The sequence below is a fragment of the Paenibacillus sp. E194 genome, assembly GCF_000935845.1.
Lineage (GTDB): Bacteria > Bacillota > Bacilli > Paenibacillales > Paenibacillaceae > Paenibacillus_B > Paenibacillus_B alvei_B.
In genome coordinates, this window is sequence record NZ_JMDX01000040.1 from 1 (window position 1) to 19,380 (window position 19,380).

General features: G+C 51.2%; 17 protein-coding genes and 1 pseudogene. 5 read left to right on the forward strand and 13 right to left on the reverse strand.

What is annotated here, in order from left to right:
* The 10 genes from AZ66_RS07975 to AZ66_RS08020 all read right to left on the reverse strand — a co-directional run.
* Positions 1 to 505 (reverse strand): Phenylacetic acid catabolic protein (locus tag AZ66_RS07975; RefSeq protein WP_044354350.1); only part of this gene is annotated, 505 nt, incomplete at its 3' end.
* Positions 498 to 1,940: a dihydrolipoyl dehydrogenase gene (lpdA, locus tag AZ66_RS07980; RefSeq protein ID WP_044354351.1), complete on the reverse strand. Its 1,443-nt coding sequence runs from the start codon at positions 1,938 to 1,940 to the stop codon at positions 498 to 500. The genes lpdA and AZ66_RS07975, both read right to left, overlap by 8 nt.
* Entirely contained in the window at positions 1,941 to 3,284 is a 1,344-nt protein-coding gene (locus AZ66_RS07985; protein ID WP_044354352.1) for a dihydrolipoamide acetyltransferase family protein, read from the reverse strand.
* Between the two features lie 22 nt (positions 3,285 to 3,306).
* Positions 3,307 to 4,290 carry an alpha-ketoacid dehydrogenase subunit beta gene (locus tag AZ66_RS07990; RefSeq protein ID WP_044354353.1) on the reverse strand — a complete coding sequence of 328 codons (984 nt, stop codon included), beginning with the start codon at positions 4,288 to 4,290 and terminating at the stop codon, positions 3,307 to 3,309.
* On the reverse strand, positions 4,287 to 5,393 hold the full coding sequence (pdhA, locus tag AZ66_RS07995) for a thiamine pyrophosphate-dependent dehydrogenase E1 component subunit alpha (protein WP_442950278.1): 1,107 nt from the start codon (positions 5,391 to 5,393) through the stop codon (positions 4,287 to 4,289). The genes AZ66_RS07990 and pdhA overlap by 4 nt, the downstream gene beginning before the upstream one ends.
* Positions 5,394 to 5,480: 87 nt before the next feature.
* Positions 5,481 to 6,269 (reverse strand): ABC transporter ATP-binding protein, encoded by a 789-nt coding sequence (locus AZ66_RS08000; protein WP_021260597.1) that lies wholly within the window; start codon positions 6,267 to 6,269, stop codon positions 5,481 to 5,483.
* Complete coding sequence (locus AZ66_RS08005) at positions 6,256 to 7,206, reverse strand: ABC transporter permease (RefSeq protein WP_044354354.1); 951 nt, start codon at positions 7,204 to 7,206, stop codon at positions 6,256 to 6,258. Before AZ66_RS08005 ends, AZ66_RS08000 begins: the two co-directional genes overlap by 14 nt.
* A gap of 27 nt (positions 7,207 to 7,233) precedes the next feature.
* Positions 7,234 to 8,235, reverse strand: coding sequence for an ABC transporter substrate-binding protein (locus tag AZ66_RS08010; protein WP_044354355.1), 1,002 nt, complete (start codon positions 8,233 to 8,235; stop codon positions 7,234 to 7,236).
* Positions 8,236 to 8,920: 685 nt separating this feature from the next.
* The gene (locus AZ66_RS08015; RefSeq protein WP_021260601.1) at positions 8,921 to 9,445 is read right to left on the reverse strand and encodes a hypothetical protein; all 525 of its coding nucleotides are present in this window, start codon (positions 9,443 to 9,445) and stop codon (positions 8,921 to 8,923) included.
* A gap of 113 nt (positions 9,446 to 9,558) precedes the next feature.
* On the reverse strand, positions 9,559 to 10,320 hold the full coding sequence (locus AZ66_RS08020; protein WP_044354357.1) for a DUF3891 family protein: 762 nt from the start codon (positions 10,318 to 10,320) through the stop codon (positions 9,559 to 9,561).
* Positions 10,321 to 10,462: 142 nt separating this feature from the next.
* On the opposite strand from AZ66_RS08020, the gene AZ66_RS31805 reads away from it, so the two are divergent.
* Together AZ66_RS31805 and trhA are read left to right on the forward strand one after the other, a co-directional pair.
* Positions 10,463 to 10,639, forward strand: a complete 177-nt coding sequence (locus tag AZ66_RS31805; RefSeq protein WP_021260603.1) for a hypothetical protein — start codon at positions 10,463 to 10,465, stop codon at positions 10,637 to 10,639.
* A gap of 145 nt (positions 10,640 to 10,784) precedes the next feature.
* Positions 10,785 to 11,431, forward strand: a pseudogene (gene trhA / locus AZ66_RS08025) (PAQR family membrane homeostasis protein TrhA).
* Positions 11,432 to 11,558: 127 nt separating this feature from the next.
* Here the strand turns inward: trhA and AZ66_RS08030 are convergent.
* On the reverse strand, positions 11,559 to 12,752 hold the full coding sequence (locus AZ66_RS08030) for a GntR family transcriptional regulator (RefSeq protein WP_044354359.1): 1,194 nt from the start codon (positions 12,750 to 12,752) through the stop codon (positions 11,559 to 11,561).
* Positions 12,753 to 12,896: 144 nt separating this feature from the next.
* Positions 12,897 to 13,454, reverse strand: coding sequence for a GbsR/MarR family transcriptional regulator (locus tag AZ66_RS08035; RefSeq protein ID WP_021256954.1), 558 nt, complete (start codon positions 13,452 to 13,454; stop codon positions 12,897 to 12,899).
* Between the two features lie 323 nt (positions 13,455 to 13,777).
* Between AZ66_RS08035 and AZ66_RS08040 the strand changes: the two genes are divergently transcribed.
* The 3 genes from AZ66_RS08040 to AZ66_RS08050 are packed head-to-tail and all read left to right on the forward strand — an operon-like array spanning position 13,778 to position 16,849.
* Entirely contained in the window at positions 13,778 to 15,097 is a 1,320-nt protein-coding gene (locus AZ66_RS08040) for a quaternary amine ABC transporter ATP-binding protein (protein ID WP_269433064.1), read from the forward strand.
* A complete protein-coding gene (locus AZ66_RS08045; protein ID WP_044354360.1) occupies positions 15,078 to 15,917 on the forward strand; it encodes an ABC transporter permease in 840 nt (279 codons plus the stop codon). The genes AZ66_RS08040 and AZ66_RS08045 overlap by 20 nt, the downstream gene beginning before the upstream one ends.
* A 5-nt stretch (positions 15,918 to 15,922) precedes the next feature.
* Positions 15,923 to 16,849: a glycine betaine ABC transporter substrate-binding protein gene (locus tag AZ66_RS08050; RefSeq protein ID WP_044354373.1), complete on the forward strand. Its 927-nt coding sequence runs from the start codon at positions 15,923 to 15,925 to the stop codon at positions 16,847 to 16,849.
* A gap of 209 nt (positions 16,850 to 17,058) precedes the next feature.
* On the opposite strand, the gene helD is transcribed toward AZ66_RS08050, so the two are convergent.
* Positions 17,059 to 19,356, reverse strand: a complete 2,298-nt coding sequence (gene helD, locus AZ66_RS08055) for an RNA polymerase recycling motor HelD (protein ID WP_052648436.1) — start codon at positions 19,354 to 19,356, stop codon at positions 17,059 to 17,061.
* Positions 19,357 to 19,380: the final 24 nt, after the last annotated feature.

The following is a 19,380-nucleotide window of genomic DNA, read 5'->3' on the forward strand; positions in this document are numbered from 1 at the left end:
CACATATGCGCTGGAGCGCGCGGGCATATGGCGCGTAGGATGTCTCGAGCGACATAGACTGGGTAATGATCGCAGCGCCGTCGACGAGCCAGGCGATGACGCCTGCATCGGCCCATGTGGGCGCCTCCATATGGAACACGTTGTGGAATTTCAGCTTTCCCGAGAACAGATTGCGCAGCAGATCCTCACGGGTCTGACCAAGCGGCGCCATTAAATCCTCCGCGACCCGCAGCAGCAGCTGTCCATGTCCCATCTCATCCTGCACCTTGGCCATAATCGCCAGTTTGCGGCGCAACGTCGGCGCCTTCGGAACCCATTCCTTCTCCGGCAGCGCCCCCATTATTTCACTAACGCCATGCATCGATATCAGCTTAATCAACTGGTTGCGGTAATCGTCTGGCATCCAATCGTCCGCTTCAATCTTGTCGCCCCGGTCAATTCGGTTCAGAAAATGCGCCAAACGCTCGTCGTCCAGCGATCCATCCTGGCCCTTCCGATTACTCATCTTCCAGCCTCCTCTCGTTCACAATGTGTATGGCATGCCCCAAAGCGGCGGCGGCGGCTTCCAGCCAGCCTTCACTGAGCGTCGGGTGCGGATGCACCGTCATAGCCACATCCTCCGCTCTCGCAGCCATTTCGAGGGCGAGGACGCCCTGACCAATCAAGCTGCCGGCATCTGCACCCACCGCATGCATGCCCAGCAGCAAGCTGGAATCCTCTTCGATGACTACTTCCGCAAAACCGTCTGTCTTCCCGGCCGCCAATGCGTATCCGTTGGCACGGAAAGGGAAGCGGCCCGTCTTCACCTTCATGCCCTGCCGCTCGGCTTCCGCCCGCGTCAATCCCACTCCGGCAATTTGCGGGTCAGAAAAAATAACGTACGGCACATACGGCGAGTCGAAAGCACTCGGCAATCCGCCGATCACCTCCGCGGCGACCGTGCCCTGCCTCGCGGCTCGATGAGCGAGAGCAGGCCCTGGCGTAATATCACCAATTGCGAAAATGTGGCGCACATTGGTTCGACATTCCGCATCGACCGGAACATAGCCGCGCTCATCTATACGTACCCCGGCCTGACTGAGACCGAGTCCTTCTGTGTTCGGCATGCGTCCGACTGTCACAAGCACCTTGTCGCAGAGGACTCTATCCTCCACTTGCTGCCTCGATTCGAGTCGCAGCTCGGCATAATCATCATGCTCAATAACCGCGCGCACTTCCGTGCCCATCTTGATGACCATCCCTAGCTTGCCGGCGCGCCGCTTCACTTCCGCAGAGAGGCTGCCTTCCACAAGCGGGAGAATTCGCTCCTCGCGCTCAATAAGTGTGACGCGGCATCCAAGCTTGGCGAATGCCATGCCCAACTCAATGCCAATATAGCCGCTCCCGATAATGACTAAATGCTCCGGTATACTGTCCGATTCCAGCGCCCCCGTGGAAGTGAGGATGCGGGAACCACCGGCCGCAGCGAATGCTGGGAGATGCGGCCGCGATCCTGTCGCGATAACCGCCTGCTTGAACTTGTAGGTCTCGAAGCTGGATTCCGTCTCTACCCCGACGCGGTCATCAGACAGGAAGACTGCGCTCCCCTTCACGACCGTAACCCCGTTAGCGGCGCAGAGATGCGCCACTCCGTTTCCCAGCCTGCCGACAATGCCGGACTTCCACAACTGCCAATCGGACATATTGAAGGAAAGAGCCCCAGGCTCCAACCGCAGTCCCAGCTTGGAAGCTGATCTGGCTTCGTCATACAATCCGGCCGCATGAATCAGCGCCTTGGACGGAATGCAGCCCGAATGAAGACAAACACCGCCGAGCTGCTCCTTTTCCACCAACACGACCGATTTGCCCAACTGGCCCAGCCGGATCGCTGACGTATAGCCGCCGGGCCCGCCGCCTATGACAACAACATCCGTTTCTACTGCAATTTCACCGACGACCATCTATACCATCTCCGCCCATAATAAGTCAGGCTGCTCTAGCAGCCTTTTGATCCGATTCGTGAATCGAATCGCCTCTGCCCCATCGATAAGCCGATGGTCGAAGGAAAGCGCCATATTCATCATGAGGCGGATAACACCTTCCCCATTGCGGACGACCATCCGCGGCTCCATTTTGTGCAGCGCCAGGATGGCCGCCTCCGGATGGTTAATGATCGGCGTTGCGAGCAGACTGCCAATCGGACCGACATTGCTGATCGTGAAGGTACCGCCAGTAATTTCCTCAAGCTTCAGCTTTCCTTCCCGCGCCCGCTCCGACAACCGCCCAATTTCTTCTGCCAGCTCAAATACTGTCTTCCGGTCAGCGTCCCGAATAACCGGAACAATAAGACCGTCCGGTGTATCGGTCGCAATCCCAATGTGATAATAACGCTTCAATACAATTTCCTTCGTCTCGTCGTCAAGCGAAGCGTTGAAGAATGGGAATTCCTTAAGTGCGATGACAATTGCCTTGATGAAAAACGGCAAGTATGTCAACTTCACCTGCCGTTCGGCCGCCAGCGGCCGAAGCCGCTCACGCAGCGCCTGCAGGGCATCGGCTTCCAGTTCATCCACCTGCGTGACATGCGGGATGATGGTCGCTGCCTTAACCAGCCTTTCGGCGATCTTCAATCGAATGCCGCGTAGCGGAAGCCGTTCCTCTGTGCAAGAAGTCGGTGCGGCCCCTTGCAACCTGGCAGCGGCATTCTGCGGCTGGACAGCGGAAGCCGTTCGCTCCAGTGCAGGCTGAACCGCATTTTTCCACGTCAGGTCTGCCCCTTCCGCTTCCTTGGTCGTGCCCGCAGCAGCATAACGCCGCACGTCCTCTTCGAATATCCGCCCGGCAGCTCCACTTCCCTTCACCTGCTCGATGTCGACATTCAACTGCCGCGCAAGCTGGCGAACATAGGGAGCTGCGCGCACTCTTCCCGCAGGTAATCCAGCAGACACCGACGGCGATGCCGCTGCAAACAATGGCAAGGCCTCTGCTGGTGATGGCGAAGGAGCGTTGACAACCGCTGCCACTGAAGCCGCCTGTTCCGCCTTACCCGCTTCCACCGCAGGAATGCGCCCCTCCGCTTCGAGAAGGAACAATACCTCGCCTACTCGAACTCCGGCACCCTCGGCGAACATCAGCTTGCGCACTACGCCGGCCGCCGGAGCGGTCAGCTCGGCGTTCACTTTGTCCGTCTGCACCTCAACGATCGGCTGATCGCAGGCCACCCATTCCCCTTCCTTAATGAGCCATTTTCCGATCTCCCCTTCGTGGATGCCTTCTCCTACGTCGGGAAGCTTGAACTCTATCATTCGCGTTCCTCCTCCTGAACGGTCAGAACTGTATCGCTGCAGCGATTCCTTCTCTTACCCGCCCGACCGTCGGAACATAGACATCCTCGAGCGAGAACTGCGGAACTGGCACATCAAAGCCAGTAATTCGCTGAATCGGAGCCCGCAAATACATCAGCGCTTCGTCATTGATCAGCGAAACAATTTCTGCTCCGACGCCGGCCGTTTTCTGCGCCTCATGAACAATTATCGCGCGGCCTGTTTTCTTTACGGATGCCGCAATTGCATCCCGATCAAGCGGATACAACGAGCGGAGATCGATGACCTCACAAGACCAGCCCTTCTCCTGCTCCAGCTGCCGCACCGCTTCAAGCGCCACCCGCATCATGGCCCCCCATGAAATCAGCGTCACATCTGTGCCTTCCCGGACGATGTTCGCCTTCCCTAGCGGAATGCGGTACATCTCTTCCGGCACTTCTGCCTTGAATGCCCGGTAAATCCTTGCCGGTTCCAAAAATACGACCGGATCGGGATCCTCAATGGCACTAACAAGTAACCCCTTGGCATCATAAGGATTGCTCGGTACGACCACCTTAAGCCCGGGCGTATGAACGAAGAATGCTTCCACACTCTCCGAATGAAGCTCTGGCCCTCTAATTCCCGCGCCGTATGGCGTGCGGATAACAAGAGGGACGTTGTACTGACCCCGCGTCCGATACCGCATGCGGGCCGCATGTGTGACGATCTGCTCGAAGCCGGGATAAATGAAGGCCAAAAACTGAATTTCAACGACTGGAATGAAACCATTCAGCGCCAGCCCGATTGCCGAGCCAATAATGCCGGCTTCAGCCAGCGGCGTATCCACAACCCGCTCCTGGCCATACTTCTCGAACAGTCCTTCCGTTGCCCGGAACACACCACCGTTGACGCCAATGTCTTCCCCTGTCAGCATGACGCGCTGATCGTCCGCCAGCTTCTGATCAAGTGCTTCATTAATCGCTTGCAAGATCGTTAAGTTCCGGCTCATGCTTCACCCTGCCTTTCCGCACACAGGCCGCTCTGATCCCGCTGCTCAGCCACAGGCCACAGCATGTCAGCGTTTACGTGCATGAACATATCTTCAGGCTGGGAATTCGGATAGTTCTCCGCCTCTGTAACCGCGGCCTCGATAAGGCCGCTGAGCCGATCCACCAGACGCTCCTCATGCTCCTGTCCCCAAATTCCCCTCTTCACGAGATACCGCTTCAAGCGCTCTATTGGATCGCGCTGCTCCCTCCACTCGGCAGATAGCCGGGCTTGATCCCGATATTTGCGCGGATCGTCGCTGGTCGTATGCGGCCCGTAACGGAAGGTGACTGCCTCGATAAGCGTCGGTCCGCCGCCGTTCAAGCCGCGTTCAATCGCTTCGCGTACGGTCAGCCAGACGGCGAACACATCGTTACCATCCACTCGTACACCCGGCATGTCGTAAGCAGCCGCACGCTGGGCGATCGTTCGGGAAGCGGACTGCGCATGGAACGGCACGCTGATGGCGTAGCCGTTATTCTGGCAAAAGAATACAGTGGCTGTCTGATATACCCCGGCAAAATTCAAGGCCTCATGGAAGTCTCCTTCCGAGGTTGCCCCTTCGCCAAAGTACACGATGCTCGCCTGCTTCTCCCCCTTCAGCTTAGCGGCCCACGATGTGCCTACGGCATGCGTCAAATGCGTGGCTATCGGCACGCACGGCGGCATAATATGGCGGCCTTCCGGACTGATCGAGCCTTCCATATGGCCCATCCAATAAAGCAGCACCCTGCTGGGCGCCTGCCCGTGCGTAATCGCAGCAGCATGATCGCGATAGCTGGGAAACAACCAATCATTGGGGGACAGTGCCAGTGCACTCCCAACCTGCGAGGCTTCCTGGCCCTCATATGGGGCGTACGTGCCCATTCGGCCCTGCCTTTGCAGGTTGACCGCCTTCCGATCGAACATTCTTGTCAGCATCATGTTCTCGTACATTTTTATTGCTAGATCCTCGTCAATGGCTCCCTCGGTAGGGTGGCGAAGCTCTCCGTCCGGCGCCAGCACCTGATAGGGTTCAAGCACTTGATACGGCTCAAGCAGCCCGCGCATATCTTCATGCCGCATTCTCTTTCCTGCCTTCTCTATAACTGGCGAGGCAGACGGATGCCCCTGACTTTGAATCATCAATACCGCTCCCTTTCCCTTTTTTAGCTATCCCAACAGCAAGCGGTCATCCGCGACTCCCTTCAACTGGGCAAATTTTTTCAACAATACCTCAATCGTCAAATGCTTCTTTTCCTCCTCCGGCACATCCAAAATAATCTGGCCTGCGTCCATCATAATCAGGCGGTTGCCGAGCTCGATGGCTTGCTGCATATTGTGCGTTACCATCAGCGTCGTGAAGTTGGAACGCTCGACGACCTCCTTCGTCAGCGCTGTAATCAATTGCGCCCGTGCCGGATCAAGCGCAGCCGTATGCTCATCCAGCAGCAGCACCTTCGGCTGCGTGAAGGTCGCCATCAGCAGGCTAAGCGCCTGACGTTCTCCGCCTGACAGCAGTCCGGCCTTAGCTGACAGCCGATTCTCGAGCCCTAGGTGCAGCGAGGCAAGGCTCTCGCGGAACAGATCCTTTCGCTTCTTGTTCACACCCCGGTGCAGGGTGCGTCCTCTGTCACGCGAGTAAGCAACCGCGAGATTCTCCTCAATCGTCATCGTTGGCGCCGTGCCGGCCATCGGGTCTTGGAACACGCGTCCAATCTTGCGCGAGCGCTCGAATTCAGAGAGGCTGGTAACGTTCTCGCCGTCAATTTCAATGATGCCGCTATCTGGAGTCATCCCGCCCGAGATCATATTCATCAGCGTGGACTTGCCTGCCCCATTAGAGCCGATAATCGTTATGAATTCACCCTCCCGAAGCGTCAAATTTATATGTTGCAGAGCAATTTTCTCGCTCGCCGTCCTGCGGTTGAACACTTTTCGAATCCCCTCAAGTTTCAGCATGACTTTCCCCCCTTGCTCCGTGGTCGATGGACAGGTGTGGAGCATCTTCTTGAAAGGATCTCATCCGCCTTTCTTTCCATGTTGTTAGAACCCGTGACATGACAAGGGCGGCGACCACAATGACAGCGGTTAGCAGCTTCAGGTCATTCGGATTCAACCCGATGCGGAGTGCCAGCATAATAATGAGGCGATAGACAATAGCTCCTCCGATTACGGCGAAGGTTGCCCGCCGAATGGAAGCATGACCGAACACGGCTTCCCCCATAATGACGGAGGCCAAACCGATGATGATAATGCCGATTCCCATTGAGACATCCGCAAACTCCTGATATTGGGCGAAAAGCGCGCCGGATAGCGCTACCAATCCATTAGACAGGCTCAGCCCGATAATTTTCATATTGTCGGTGTTTGCGGAGAGGCTGCGGACCATTTTCACATTGTCGCCGGTGGCCCGAATCGCGAGGCCAATCTCTGTATCCAAAAACCAGTCAATGGCCCATTTGATGAGCAGAACGAATATCCCTACGGCTGCCAAAATCGAAAGCGGCTGCAGACTGGACAAGAAGGATTTGAGCTGTGTGAATAGAGTGCTTTCCCCCAGCAGCGGTGTATTCGCCTTGCCCATAATCCGCAAATTAATCGAATATAAAGCAATCATCGAAATAATACCGGACAGCAGCGTATTGATTTTCCCTTTCGTATGGAGCAGTCCGGTCACGGTTCCTGCCACACATCCTGCCAGCAGCGCCCCCAATGTAGCGAGCAGCGGGGAATAGCCGGATGTAATCATGACTGCTGCCACGGCTCCTCCAGTGGCAAAGCTGCCATCGACGGTCAAATCGGGAAAGTCGAGAATTCGAAACGTAACGTAAACGCCTAGAGCCATTAACGCGTAAATGACCCCTGCTTCCAAAGAACCTGTCAGCGCATATAGCACGATAGCATCCTCCTAATTTGGAACGACTTATTTCTCTATCAGGATTGCGCCTTGTGTCATCTTTTCCGTCAATTTGATTCCTTGCGCTTCCGCCGCCTTCGGGTTAATCATCAGATCTAACTTCTTGGACACCTCAACGGGAATGTCTGCCGGCAATGTGCCCTTCAGTACCTTCACAGCCATCTCACCTGTCGCGTAGCCAAGATCATAATATTTAAATCCAATTGATGCGAACGCGCCTTCCCCAACCGATTCACTGCTCTCGCAGAAAAGCGGAATGTCCTTGTCATTAGCGACCGAAATGACTGAGCTTAGCGCCGAAATGACCGTATTATCAGACGGGAGATAGATGATATCCACACGGCCTACCAACGAATCGGCAGCCTGCTTCACCTCCGAACTGTTCGTAACGGTGGACTCTACCGTCTCCAATCCGCCATCTTTCAGCACCTGCTTCACGTTGGCGATGTTGACGACAGAGTTCTGCTCCCCGGAATTGTAGATAACGCCTACCTTGCGGGCCTCAGGGAAAAACTTCTTCATCGTCTCCATTGTCTTCTTGATCGAGTCTGGATTCGTGTCGCGCGTGCCCGTCACATTGCCTCCTGGCTTTTCAAGACTGTTGACCAGCTTCGATGCAACCGGATCCGTCACAGCCGTGAACAGCACGGGAATGTCTTTCGTCGCCTTCACAACCGCCTGTGCGGTCGGTGTAGCGATTGCCAAAATGAGGTCATTTTTATCACCCACCAGCTTTTGAGCGATCGTGAGATTGTTGTTCATGTCCCCCTGCGCATTGTGGAAATCAACTTGCAAATTAACATTTTCCTCGTACCCAGCGTCCTTCAGCGCCTGCAAAAAGCCTTCTCTCGCCCCATCCAGCGAAGGATGATCCGCGAACTGCGCAATGCCGATTTTGATCATCTTTTTGCCGACTGCATCCTTACCCATGTCCTTCGGTTCGTCTGAGTTCCCACATGCTGTCAGCAACAGTGAGCAAACCATAAAAATCGAAAAAAACAGTTTCATCCAACCTCGCTCCTTTGCAACAATAATTGGTATTGATTGCGCTTTCAATATAATAATTAGATAAAAAGCGTATTGGCGAGTTGTTTAGATATAAGGCTTTCAAGGCTCTCTTGTGATATCAAGACATGTTAGGTATTCGCTCAGCTGCTTCTAGAAAATTCGTTTCTAGTCTGTTGCTGTGTTTCATCTGGAAGGATAAATGTGAATGCGCTTGCCCTCGTGGCTGAGCGCTGCTGCCTGATGGCTTAGATGTGGAGATGTCGCGTATGTATGCGTTGTAAAGATCACGTAGATGCACAGGGCCGTGCTAAATGCTGGAGTTTTTTCAATTCGAAATCGTTGAGTTTCTCAACATAATTGAACATTTATAATACGTTTTTTCTATGGTACGTTATTTTAACGTTATATTATCACGCCGTCATAACTAATGTCAATATTTGGACAAATTTTTATATGAAATGTGTGATTTATGTTATATCCCATGCCATAAAAAACTAAAAAAAACCTGAAAGGTACAGGGCCATTCAAGGTCGATTGAGCACTTATGCAAGCTTTTATGAATTTTTGACTGGTCAAAAAATAAAGCGGTGACACCGCGATCATCAGATCATCAGCGTACACCGCTATCTCGTATTTGGGGCAATAATCCCTATCCCTTTTGCTCAAAAAATCCGTATGTATAGGCTTAAAAATCCGAAATCTCCGGTTTTTTGCACAGCATCGCTGATCCACCCACAATAAGGAGCGCTGCTAATGTAATCCCGATTAGGGAAGAGCTTGCAAACGCGCTTAATGAGAAGACGGCAAAGAACAAAAGCGAAACACAGGTCAGAATACATATCGGAATCAGGAGCCATTTATTCCGGTTCCCCATGATATAAAATTCAAATAAGCCGAAGGCCACCGCAAGCGGAAATCCAGGCCATACCGTACCGAATGCATCGAACAGCATCCCGATTTGACATACCACACCGCTAACGATCAAGATCCCGCCAGGTATAAGCAGCCCCGCTGCACGCCTCTTGGTGACAAAGAAGAACATAAAATGAAAAAACAAACCGAGTGGGATGACAAACAATGTTGGCCAAAAATAACCGAATATGCTCCCCGCAGTTGCAAACTTCTCAGCGCCCCATCCGCTCCATGTAACCAGCATCAGCAAAATACCGAAGCCGATTAATGAGAGCGCCTTAATACTTCTACTATTCAAGCTCCTCTACCTCCCTTTACTTTCCCATTGTTACCCCTATTTCGTTATCCATGCGTCACTTCATAAGACGACATTCCCCTCGTAAATCCCTTCATTACCTTTATGAATAAATTTTATGTGATATGAATGACCTGCTCTCTCCGTTCAGCCTCCTTATAGGCGCTGGCAATCCCTGACTTGTTTATTTGCTCCTTGGCTACAACTTTATAAGATAACACGGCGGTAAACGGTTCCGTAAATGGAGTTGGAGTTACCCGAATCGTCCTGTCATCCAGCCACTCGGCTTGCAATTGCTCACCTGATTCCATATTAAAAGGCTCTGTGCGCTCGAAGCCGTCCTGGTACCAAGGGAACTCTTCTGCTTTTTGTACTCCTGGCTCATTCAAGCACACATACAGGGACAGATCATCGCAAAATTGAAGCATTCGAAAATGATTGGCTATCGTCGAATCCGACAAATCCACAACCTGTTCCCTAATTCGCTGCTGACGCTGCCGTTCATGCTGGAGAAATTCGATTACGTCCTGCTGCTCCTCTACATGAAAGAAAGAGGCGAAATGCTTGCTGCACAATAGGCTGGCATATGGATTGGCTGTCTCGATATCGTCCAGCCCCTTTCGATAGAACACAAGCTTTAAGGACATCGGATAATCCATGAATGTATACGGCTCCTGTTGTGCGTCATTCCAAATTGGTTTATCGTCAAGTCCGATCCAACTGCAATCATGCTCGTAGGCAGCATATACGGCATCCTCATATTTGTCACAGCTACCAAGCAATTCCGTGCGGAACTTCGAAGCGATTTCGCCGGATAAATATCCATGGTCGTGCTGTGCAATGCATACGATTTCATCTTTCCTCGTCCGAATAATCATTTTCATACAACTCCTTTATCGTTGTACTACCCTTATAAAGAGAAAGAAGTGCCATCCTTGATCCTTACTTAGGACTCACGGTTATTGATTTTTCCGTTGGCAGCAGTTATGCTGTGTGAGATGAACATATAGGAGGGATATCATGAGCAAGACATCCAACAAGCGCCGCAAGTCAGAGCGCGCAGGACATTTAGACCCGAGCTTACTGCGGGGAAGCTGGACACGGAAGCCGTATACACAAGTCGTGCCGAATAAGAAAGCAGAGCAGCGCCGAAGCCTATGCCGGAAACGGGTAGATGACGGCGCTGTTGTTATTTAACGACATCTAATCTATTTGTATCTCCACGAATTTGTTATCTTTTCGAAAAGTGCCATTGATCATTTGCAGCTTCTTCCCTGCTTCGATACAATATGAATAAGCAGATCCGATTGGACGGATCCCACAGAAAGGAAGGTGCCGCCGTATGGCTAACACTCACACCTATTCGCGCGGCGAAGAAATCGCTAACGCGATTACGCACGGCATTGGAGTCGTTATGAGCATAGCTGCCCTGACACTGCTTATCGTATTCGCCTCATTGTATGGACAACCCATCCATGTCGTCAGCTTTACGATTTATGGCATATCGATGCTTCTCTTGTATACCTCGTCGACATTGGTGCACAGCTTTCCTGAAGGAAAGTAAAGGACTTGTTCGAGACCTTCGATCACGCATCCATCTATTTATTCATCGCAGGCACTTATACACCGCTTGTCTTAATTGCATTGCCTAAGCTTATCGGTTGGACACTGTTCGCCATCGTATGGTTCATTGCTATCGGAGGCGTCGTATTCAAAGCCTTCTTCACGAAGCGATTCCTCTTCATGTCCACGCTTCTCTATATTGCTATGGGGTGGTTGATCGTGTGGGCGTGGCATCCACTGACAGAGGCTATGCCATCCTTCGGACTGACGATGCTGATCATTGGCGGTATCCTATATACACTAGGCACTATATTCTACGTATGGAGAGGTTTCCCCTTCCATCATATGATATGGCATCTATTTGTGCTTGCAGGTTCCGTTGCTCACTTCTTCTCCGTACTGACCTTAGTCCAAATTCACGTTTAGCTCTATGTAGAGGTTGTTCAAAAAGTCCTTTTTTGAACACGTACTATGTAGGATTTACCCGATTGATGAAGCCGTCAATCTCCGCTTGCCGCAGAGATTGACGGTTTTGTGTAGGCTAATGCAGAAGTTATTGTTCGCTCAGGCATGGACCAGTTGAACGTCTATTTACGAAATGAGGCTCGAGGATAACCTTGTGGTACGCTTCCTTGCCGGTTAGACCTTCCTGATCAGGGCGCTCCATAATATCCGCTAATATCGTAGCGGCACGGCGTCCAATCTGTGCTTCATTCTGATAAATATGACTAAAGAATGTCTCTCGCTCCTCCAAGTGCTCCGGATCATCAAACGTTACGATCGAGATATCCTCTGGCACTCTCAGTCCCGCCCGCTTCGCGATCTGATGCATGCGCATGCCAAGCTTGCCATGCAGCGCAATATACGCAGTGGCCATCTCACTCTTCATATATCGAGCAAGTACAGAATCATCGGCTTCCTCTCCGACAGGAAGCGTAAAATCCGTTAGAATGAGTGCCGGATTGATCATGGCCCCCCGTCTCTGATATTCATTCATATACCCTGCTATGCGATCCTGCACACTCACACAATCTCGGAACGCATCTGTGCAGATCACAATATTCCGGTGACCGAGTTCCCATAAATGAGCTACTGCCATCTCCGCGCCTTTGCGGTTGTCCGAGCATACATAATGGGTGTCCACTCCAGGCAAATATCGATCGATAAGCACGAATGGGAACCCATTTACCTTCAATGACAATATTTCTTCATTGTAGATATCTTCATCCACAGGGAATAACAGCAAGCCTGATATGCCCATGTCCAGCATCTCCCGAATTTGCTGCTCTTCCCGCTCCTTCGAGCCTCCGCTAAAGGCCACGATTAGAGAGTATCCACGCTCGTTCAACGTCTGCTGAATCGAATTAATAAGCCGCATCGCAAAATAATCATCCAATGTCGGCATCATAAATCCGACTACATTTCGTCTTCGTTCCTGGCTTCCAGAGCCTGCTCCATTGACATCCAGTCCTTCTGTACCTCCAGCTTGCTCTTCACGTATCGAGCTGGAGCCAATTGATTTCTGCTCCGCTACGAAGCTGCCTCTTCCGGGGACTCGATAAATCAACCCTTCCTTCACAAGAGCTGCAAGCGCATTCACAACTGTAATGCGGCTAACTTGGAACTGCTCCATCAGTTCCTTCTCTGTCGGAATCCGATCATTCGTCTTCAATTGTTTCGTATGAATCATATCCTCAATATATCGCTGAACTTGCAAATATAGCGGCGATCGAGAATCATAGCTCATTTAGATCATCCTTAATTATTAATTTAATATATATAATATAGCATTTAGGTAGAAGAGACAATGATTAGGGAAAATTCGGAAGCAAAAAAAGAGCGATGCACCACTCTCCACCGCTCTTTCCCAGATTCATATCTAAACGGACGACTATCGTTCGTGCTTCGGGATATACGTAAAGATATCACCGGATTCAAACGCATCTATCAATTGATTAAGCCATCCATAATACGCTTCCGCCTGCTCCATCTTGGCGATATCCTTCGCAATGACTGCCGCAAGCTGTTCATCCTCCGAGCTGCCGCGCAGCAGTTCCAGCTCTTTGACTGAACGCCGAATCGCAGACAAGTTCATCTCTACAGCTTTTCTCCATTTCAGACCGAAGTAATCAGCAAATGTCTGATGCCAATCCTGTTCTGCCTCATATAAATCCTTGCGCGTCCCCTTCTCCCACACTTTATGCACCATCTTCATGTCCACAAGTGTGCGAACGCCCGTACTCATGCTTGTCTTGCTCATCTCCATCTCCTGCTTCATGTCATCCAACGTCATCGGATGATCGCTGAAGAACAGCAGGCCGTACAAATGCCCAGTAGAATGGGTCATCCCGTACAAGTCCATATTTTGTCCGATCGCTTCAATGACACGATTGCGAGCCTTCTCCACGGCGCTCTTCTGCTCCTGTGTCAACTGTGCGAACGTAGTCATGAGTCATTCCTCCTGTACCGAATCCTATCCCTGCAGCACTGGCAGACCGATTCGAAACCGCCCTATATATATTTGTCGAACATTGCTGTAAAAGCTCATTCTCTATGTTCCACGAACATTGTAAGAGAATAGGAACAAATTGTAAAGAAGCAAATAGGATAGCAATATTTAGCATATTGGAGTATTCGAAAGAATTAGTTCGTAAAGTTTTTTCTGAACGTATCTTACAAACTGTTTTCATGGTTGTTCTCTGTTTTTTCCAAGGGTTAAAATGGATACAGCGTAAACAACGCTCAATTCCATACGCAAGAGAGGTGACAGGATTGTCCATGATCAAGGTCAACCAAGTGACTAAAATATTTGGACAGCACGAACAAAAAGCACTCACTCTACTGCAACAAGGGTGGTCAAGAGAGCGGCTCGCCACAGAAAAACAAGCGACCGTAGCTGTGAACCAGGTATCCTTTGCCGTGGAAAAAGGAGAAATCTTCGTTATTATGGGTTTGTCCGGCAGTGGCAAATCCACACTCGTGCGCATGCTAAACCGACTCATTGAGCCAACCTCAGGTGAAATCTGGCTGAAGGATCGCAATATTTCGAGACTGAATGCAGGCGATTTGCGAGAGGTGAGGCGAAGGACAATTGGGATGGTATTTCAGAAATTCGCACTCTTCCCCCACCGTACTGTGCTTGACAATGCCGCATATGGCCTCGAAATACAAGGTCTCTCCAAGGAACATCGCTACCGCAAGGCGACTGAAGCGCTAGAGCTCGTTGGCCTAGGTGGCTGGGAAGACAAATACCCGGAAGAACTGAGCGGCGGCATGCAGCAGCGAGTTGGATTGGCACGTGCCTTAGCTAATAATCCAGATATCCTCCTTATGGATGAAGCATTCAGTGCACTAGATCCGTTAATCCGCCGCGATATGCAGGATGAACTGCTTGCCCTGCAGCAGAAAATGCACAAAACCATCATTTTCATTACCCATGACTTGGATGAAGCGCTGCGCATCGGCGATCGCATCGCCTTGCTGAAAGACGGCAAGCTTATTCAGATTGGAACCCCTGAGCAAATGTTGATGCAGCCTGCTGACGAATATGTAGAGCGATTCGTTGAAGGCGTAGACTTATCCAAAGTCCTTACCGCCTCGCATATTATGCGCAGGCCAGAGACGATATCCTTAGATCGCGGGCCGCGAGTGGCGCTGCAATTAATGAGGGATATCGGTATTTCCACACTGTTCGTCGTCGGAAAGGATAAGTCCCTTCAAGGAGTCGTTACAGCCGAACAGGCTAGCGAGGCAGCACGCAGAGGCCTATCCTTGCAACAAGTCATGCACATCGACGTTCCCATCGTACCTCCCTCTATTGTTCTTCATGAGCTCCTAGCTCTATCTGGCGAAGCGAAGCTTCCCATTGCTGTTGTCGATCCTGATGGCAAGCTGATGGGCGCCATCGTACGCGGTGCCGTACTCGGAGCGCTTGCAGGCAATCTAATTGACTCAGCGAATGAGATGGATGATTCTACGAAATCTATGTCAACTGCCTCATCAGGGCTCGAACGCCTAAAACCCTTAGCTAACGCTGACAACAGCAGTCGCTCTACGGAAGGAGTGACAATCGATGCAGCTGAGAATCGGTGATTGGGTCGAGCACGCCGTCAATTGGCTAAGCACGAACGCAGATGGATGGTTCCGACTGCTCTCCAAATGGATTGAGCGAATCGTTGAGGGCATCTCGGATCTCTTTTTGCTGCCACCGTCTTATGTGTTCATCTTCATGGCCGCACTGCTTGCCTTTGTCATCGGCCGCTGGTCACTATCGCTGCTTACGCTTATCGGGCTCTTTATCATTGACTGGCTTGGATACTGGGAACCCACAATGAATACACTTGCACTCGTAATTGTCGCCACGATCCTATCAATCATCATCGGCGTCCCGCTAGGCATCGCTTGTGGGAAAATAGACCGATTGTCCCGCATTGTTAAGCCAATACTGGACTTCATGCAGACGATGCCGGCATTTGTATACCTGCTTCCCGCCGTATTTCTATTCGGCCTAGGAATCGTTCCTGGCGTGATCGCCTCTATTATTTTTGCCGTTCCTCCTACCATTCGTCTAACTGAACTCGGCATACGTCAAGTTCCGCACGACATGATCGAAGCCGCTTCTGCGTTCGGCTCTACATCCATGCAGACCTTATGGAAGGTACAGCTTCCCGTAGCCATGCCGACACTAATGGCCGGCGTGAATCAGACCATCATGCTGACGCTATCCATGGTCGTGATCGCATCCATGATCGGGGCACAAGGGATTGGCACCGAAGTCTATCGGGCTGTCACAATGCTTAAAATCGGCAAGGGATTCGAGGCAGGACTGTCTGTTGTACTGTTAGCCATCATCTTAGATCGTTTCTCTCAACAATGGCTGAAAAAACGGAAAACGAATAAACAAGGAGCGTGATGGAAATGAAACAGCGTCGTACAAAGTATTGGGTGCTGGTTGGACTTGTTGCTATGTTAGGCTGGACTTTGGCCGGATGCACTGACTCATCAAGCAGCACGGCTGGCAATGATGGAACCGCGAGTTCAACAGGTGACAGCATCGGGAAGCAGGTTGATTATAAGATTATCGGAATTGATGCCGGTGCAGGCATTATGCAATCGACGGAAGCAGCTCTTAAGGAATATGATCTGACCGATTGGAAGCTGATCGAAGGCTCCGGGGCGGCGATGACTGCCGCTCTGGATAAAGCAATCAAGAAGCAGGAGCCTATCATTATTACGGGTTGGACGCCACATTGGATGTTCGCGAAGTATGAATTGAAATACTTAGAGGATCCAAAGGGAATCTACGGCGGCGATGAGGAGATTCATACGATTGCTCGCAAGGGATTGAAGGAAGATGAGCCAAGTGCGTACAAGACATTGGATCTATTCGAATGGACGGCTGAAGACATGGCGAAGGTAATGGTGGACATTCATGATGGTCAGGAGCCGAAGGATGCAGCTAAGGCTTGGATCGAAGCGAATACAGACAAAGTCCAGGCTTGGACGAGCGGAGTCGACAAGGTTGAGGGTAAGAAGCTCAAGCTTGGATATGTGGCTTGGGATTCCGAAATAGCGAGTACAAATATCATTGCATCCGTATTAGAAAATGAAGTCGGGTATAAGGTCGATCTGATTCAGGTAGAGGCTGGTCCAATGTGGACAGGTGTTGCCAATGGCGACGTTGACGCAATTGTTGCAGCTTGGCTGCCTACTACCCATAAGGACTATTATGAGCGCTTCCAAAATAATGTGGACGATCTTGGCCCGAATTTGAACGGTACCAAAATTGGTCTCGTCGTCCCTTCTTATGTTAATATTCAATCGATTGAGGATATGAAGAAATAGACTCCACATTATGGGCAGTTCCTGTCTGATAGATAGAGCGGAAGCATCGTACCGTGATATCCAAGCCATCGCAGATGATTATGCGCATCGTAATGGCGAATACACGATAACATTATCCATTTGAAAAAAAGCGCCTGTGGCAAGGATCGGATTCCCGATACAATGTCACATGGCGCTTTTTCAATTGCGTACATATAAGTTGTTATCCGTTAGCTTCTTCCTTGGTTCCATGGATCAAGGAACGGTGTCACTGATCCAACTGCCAACAAGGCAAGGCGATGCATCGCTCGCGTACACACCGTGTAGAACAGCTTGCGATCTGCTTCATTCCCATAAGCCTGCTCTTGCGCGTCAAATACAATAACTCCATCGAATTCAAGACCCTTCGCCAAGTAGGATGGGACAACCCATAGTCCGGATACAAACTGCTTCGTATGCTTCGATACCCGCTTCAATTGCGGGAAGCTGTGCTGCAAGCGTTCGTGAACCTGCGCCGCTGTCGCTTCATCCTTCGTAATAATTGCGATGGAAGCAAGCTCCCCTGCCTCAGTCCATGCCGATAGCTGCTTACTGGCTTGATCGAGCTGCTCCTCCTCGTCCTCGCAGCGAATGAGAATCGGCTCTTCACCCTCTCTACTGAAAGGCTCTACCTTCTCGCCATTCGGCAGCACACTGCTCGCGAGCTCCATAATATTTCGAGTGGAGCGATAGCTCTTCCGAAGCGTAATAACATCGGACTTCTTCTCTGAGAATACAGCTTGCAGCGCGGACGCAGACCCCATACGATTCGATTCGTAGATCGCTTGATTCCAATCGCCCAATATCGTGAAGCGGCTGCGTGGGAATAATCGAGTTAGCAACGCATATTGGAACGGCGAGTAGTCCTGCGCCTCATCGATCACCACATGTCGAATATGGTTAAAGGTGTCGAATCCTTCTACACTTTCAATTAAATACAGCAATGGGGAAGCATCCTCAAATGGAATCATCCCTGATTCGAATTGATTTACTGCCCGCTGGCCAATTGCCCGTATCGTCTCCACGTCAATGGTTTCATTGACGCTCGCGATACCATCTGTCTGACGTACCCAATGCTCAAGCTTGCGCATGCAGTCACAATACATCTCTTCCCAATCGACGAAGCGAAGCTCCTTCGCCTGCTTGCGGAACCGCTTCAACCACTTGTTCACCTGCTTGCGGCTCAAGTCGCGAAGCTCTTCTTCCGTCCCTAAATAATTCGGCTGCTGCTGCAGCTTGCGATAGACACGCTTCTGTTCCTTCACTGCCCAAGCACGAAGCTGTTCCAGCAGCCAATCTCTCAGCTTGTCCATCCGAGCAGGCAATGACCAATCCGCAAGCTGGCCATAGAATTGCTCCGCAAGCTGTTCGGTGCTAATAATCGTCCGCTTCGGCGTTCCGAAGCGAATGAAGCGCATGCCTTCCTGCTGCAATGACTCAATGTAGCGATCGAGAACTTGCTGATACCCCGCCGAAGCTTTCCATCTTGCCGCTGCCGCTTCGACTCTTGCCTCTCTAGAAGCTGTCCAGCGTTCCATGCCCTGCATGAGGCGTTCCGTCTGGTCATAAATGTCCTCAATGTTACGCCCGGTGACGAGCCGATGCTCGATATAAGATTGGAACGTCGTCTGCGTCATGTTCTCCTCGCCGAGCTCAGGCAATATGCTAGACACGTAATCATTGAATAGATCATTCGGTGAGAATAAGATAATTTGCTCGGAACGCATACTGCTGCGATATTTGTACAGCAGATACGCAATTCGCTGCATAGCTGCTGACGTCTTGCCGCTTCCTGCCGCTCCCTGCACAATAAGCACATCATGGAGGTCATCCCGGATAATCGCATTCTGCTCACGCTGTATCGTGCTTACGATACTCTTCATCTTCGTGTCAGCGCTCCGCTTCAGCATCTCCTTCAGCATATCGTCGCCGATCTGAATACCTGTATCGAAAACAGCCTCCAAGCGGCCATTTCGAATGAGGAACTGACGCTTGAGCGTCATCTCTCCTTCAATAACTCCTGCTGGAGTCCGATATTGCACCGGACCTGGCGCATAATCATAGAACAACCCAGCAATCGGCGTACGCCAATCGTAAACAAGATGTTCTCCGCTCTCTTCATCCGACACGGACATGAGCCCGATATAGACTGGTAGTATCTCCATGTCTCCATCTTCTATAAAGTCAACGCGCCCGAAGTAAGGCGCCTGAATATGCTTGCGCAGCTTGTTCAGCCATTTGGCTGCATGCTTCTGTACGCGTTCGTGACTTGCCAAGTCCTTCGCCTGCTGCATGATGCTCACATACGTCTCGAACATCTCGTCATTATCGACCGATACCTCGTCCCAGAATTGGCGCTTCATCTCCACAATTTCTGCTTGACGTTCCTCAGCGGTCGTTTCTAATGCAGCGATCTGGCGATCCATTAAGCGAAGAACGCCTGTTAGATATAATTCTTCCTCATCCCTCATGGATGGTTGTTCGTTCACCTTGCAACTCCTTTCCGCCTGCTG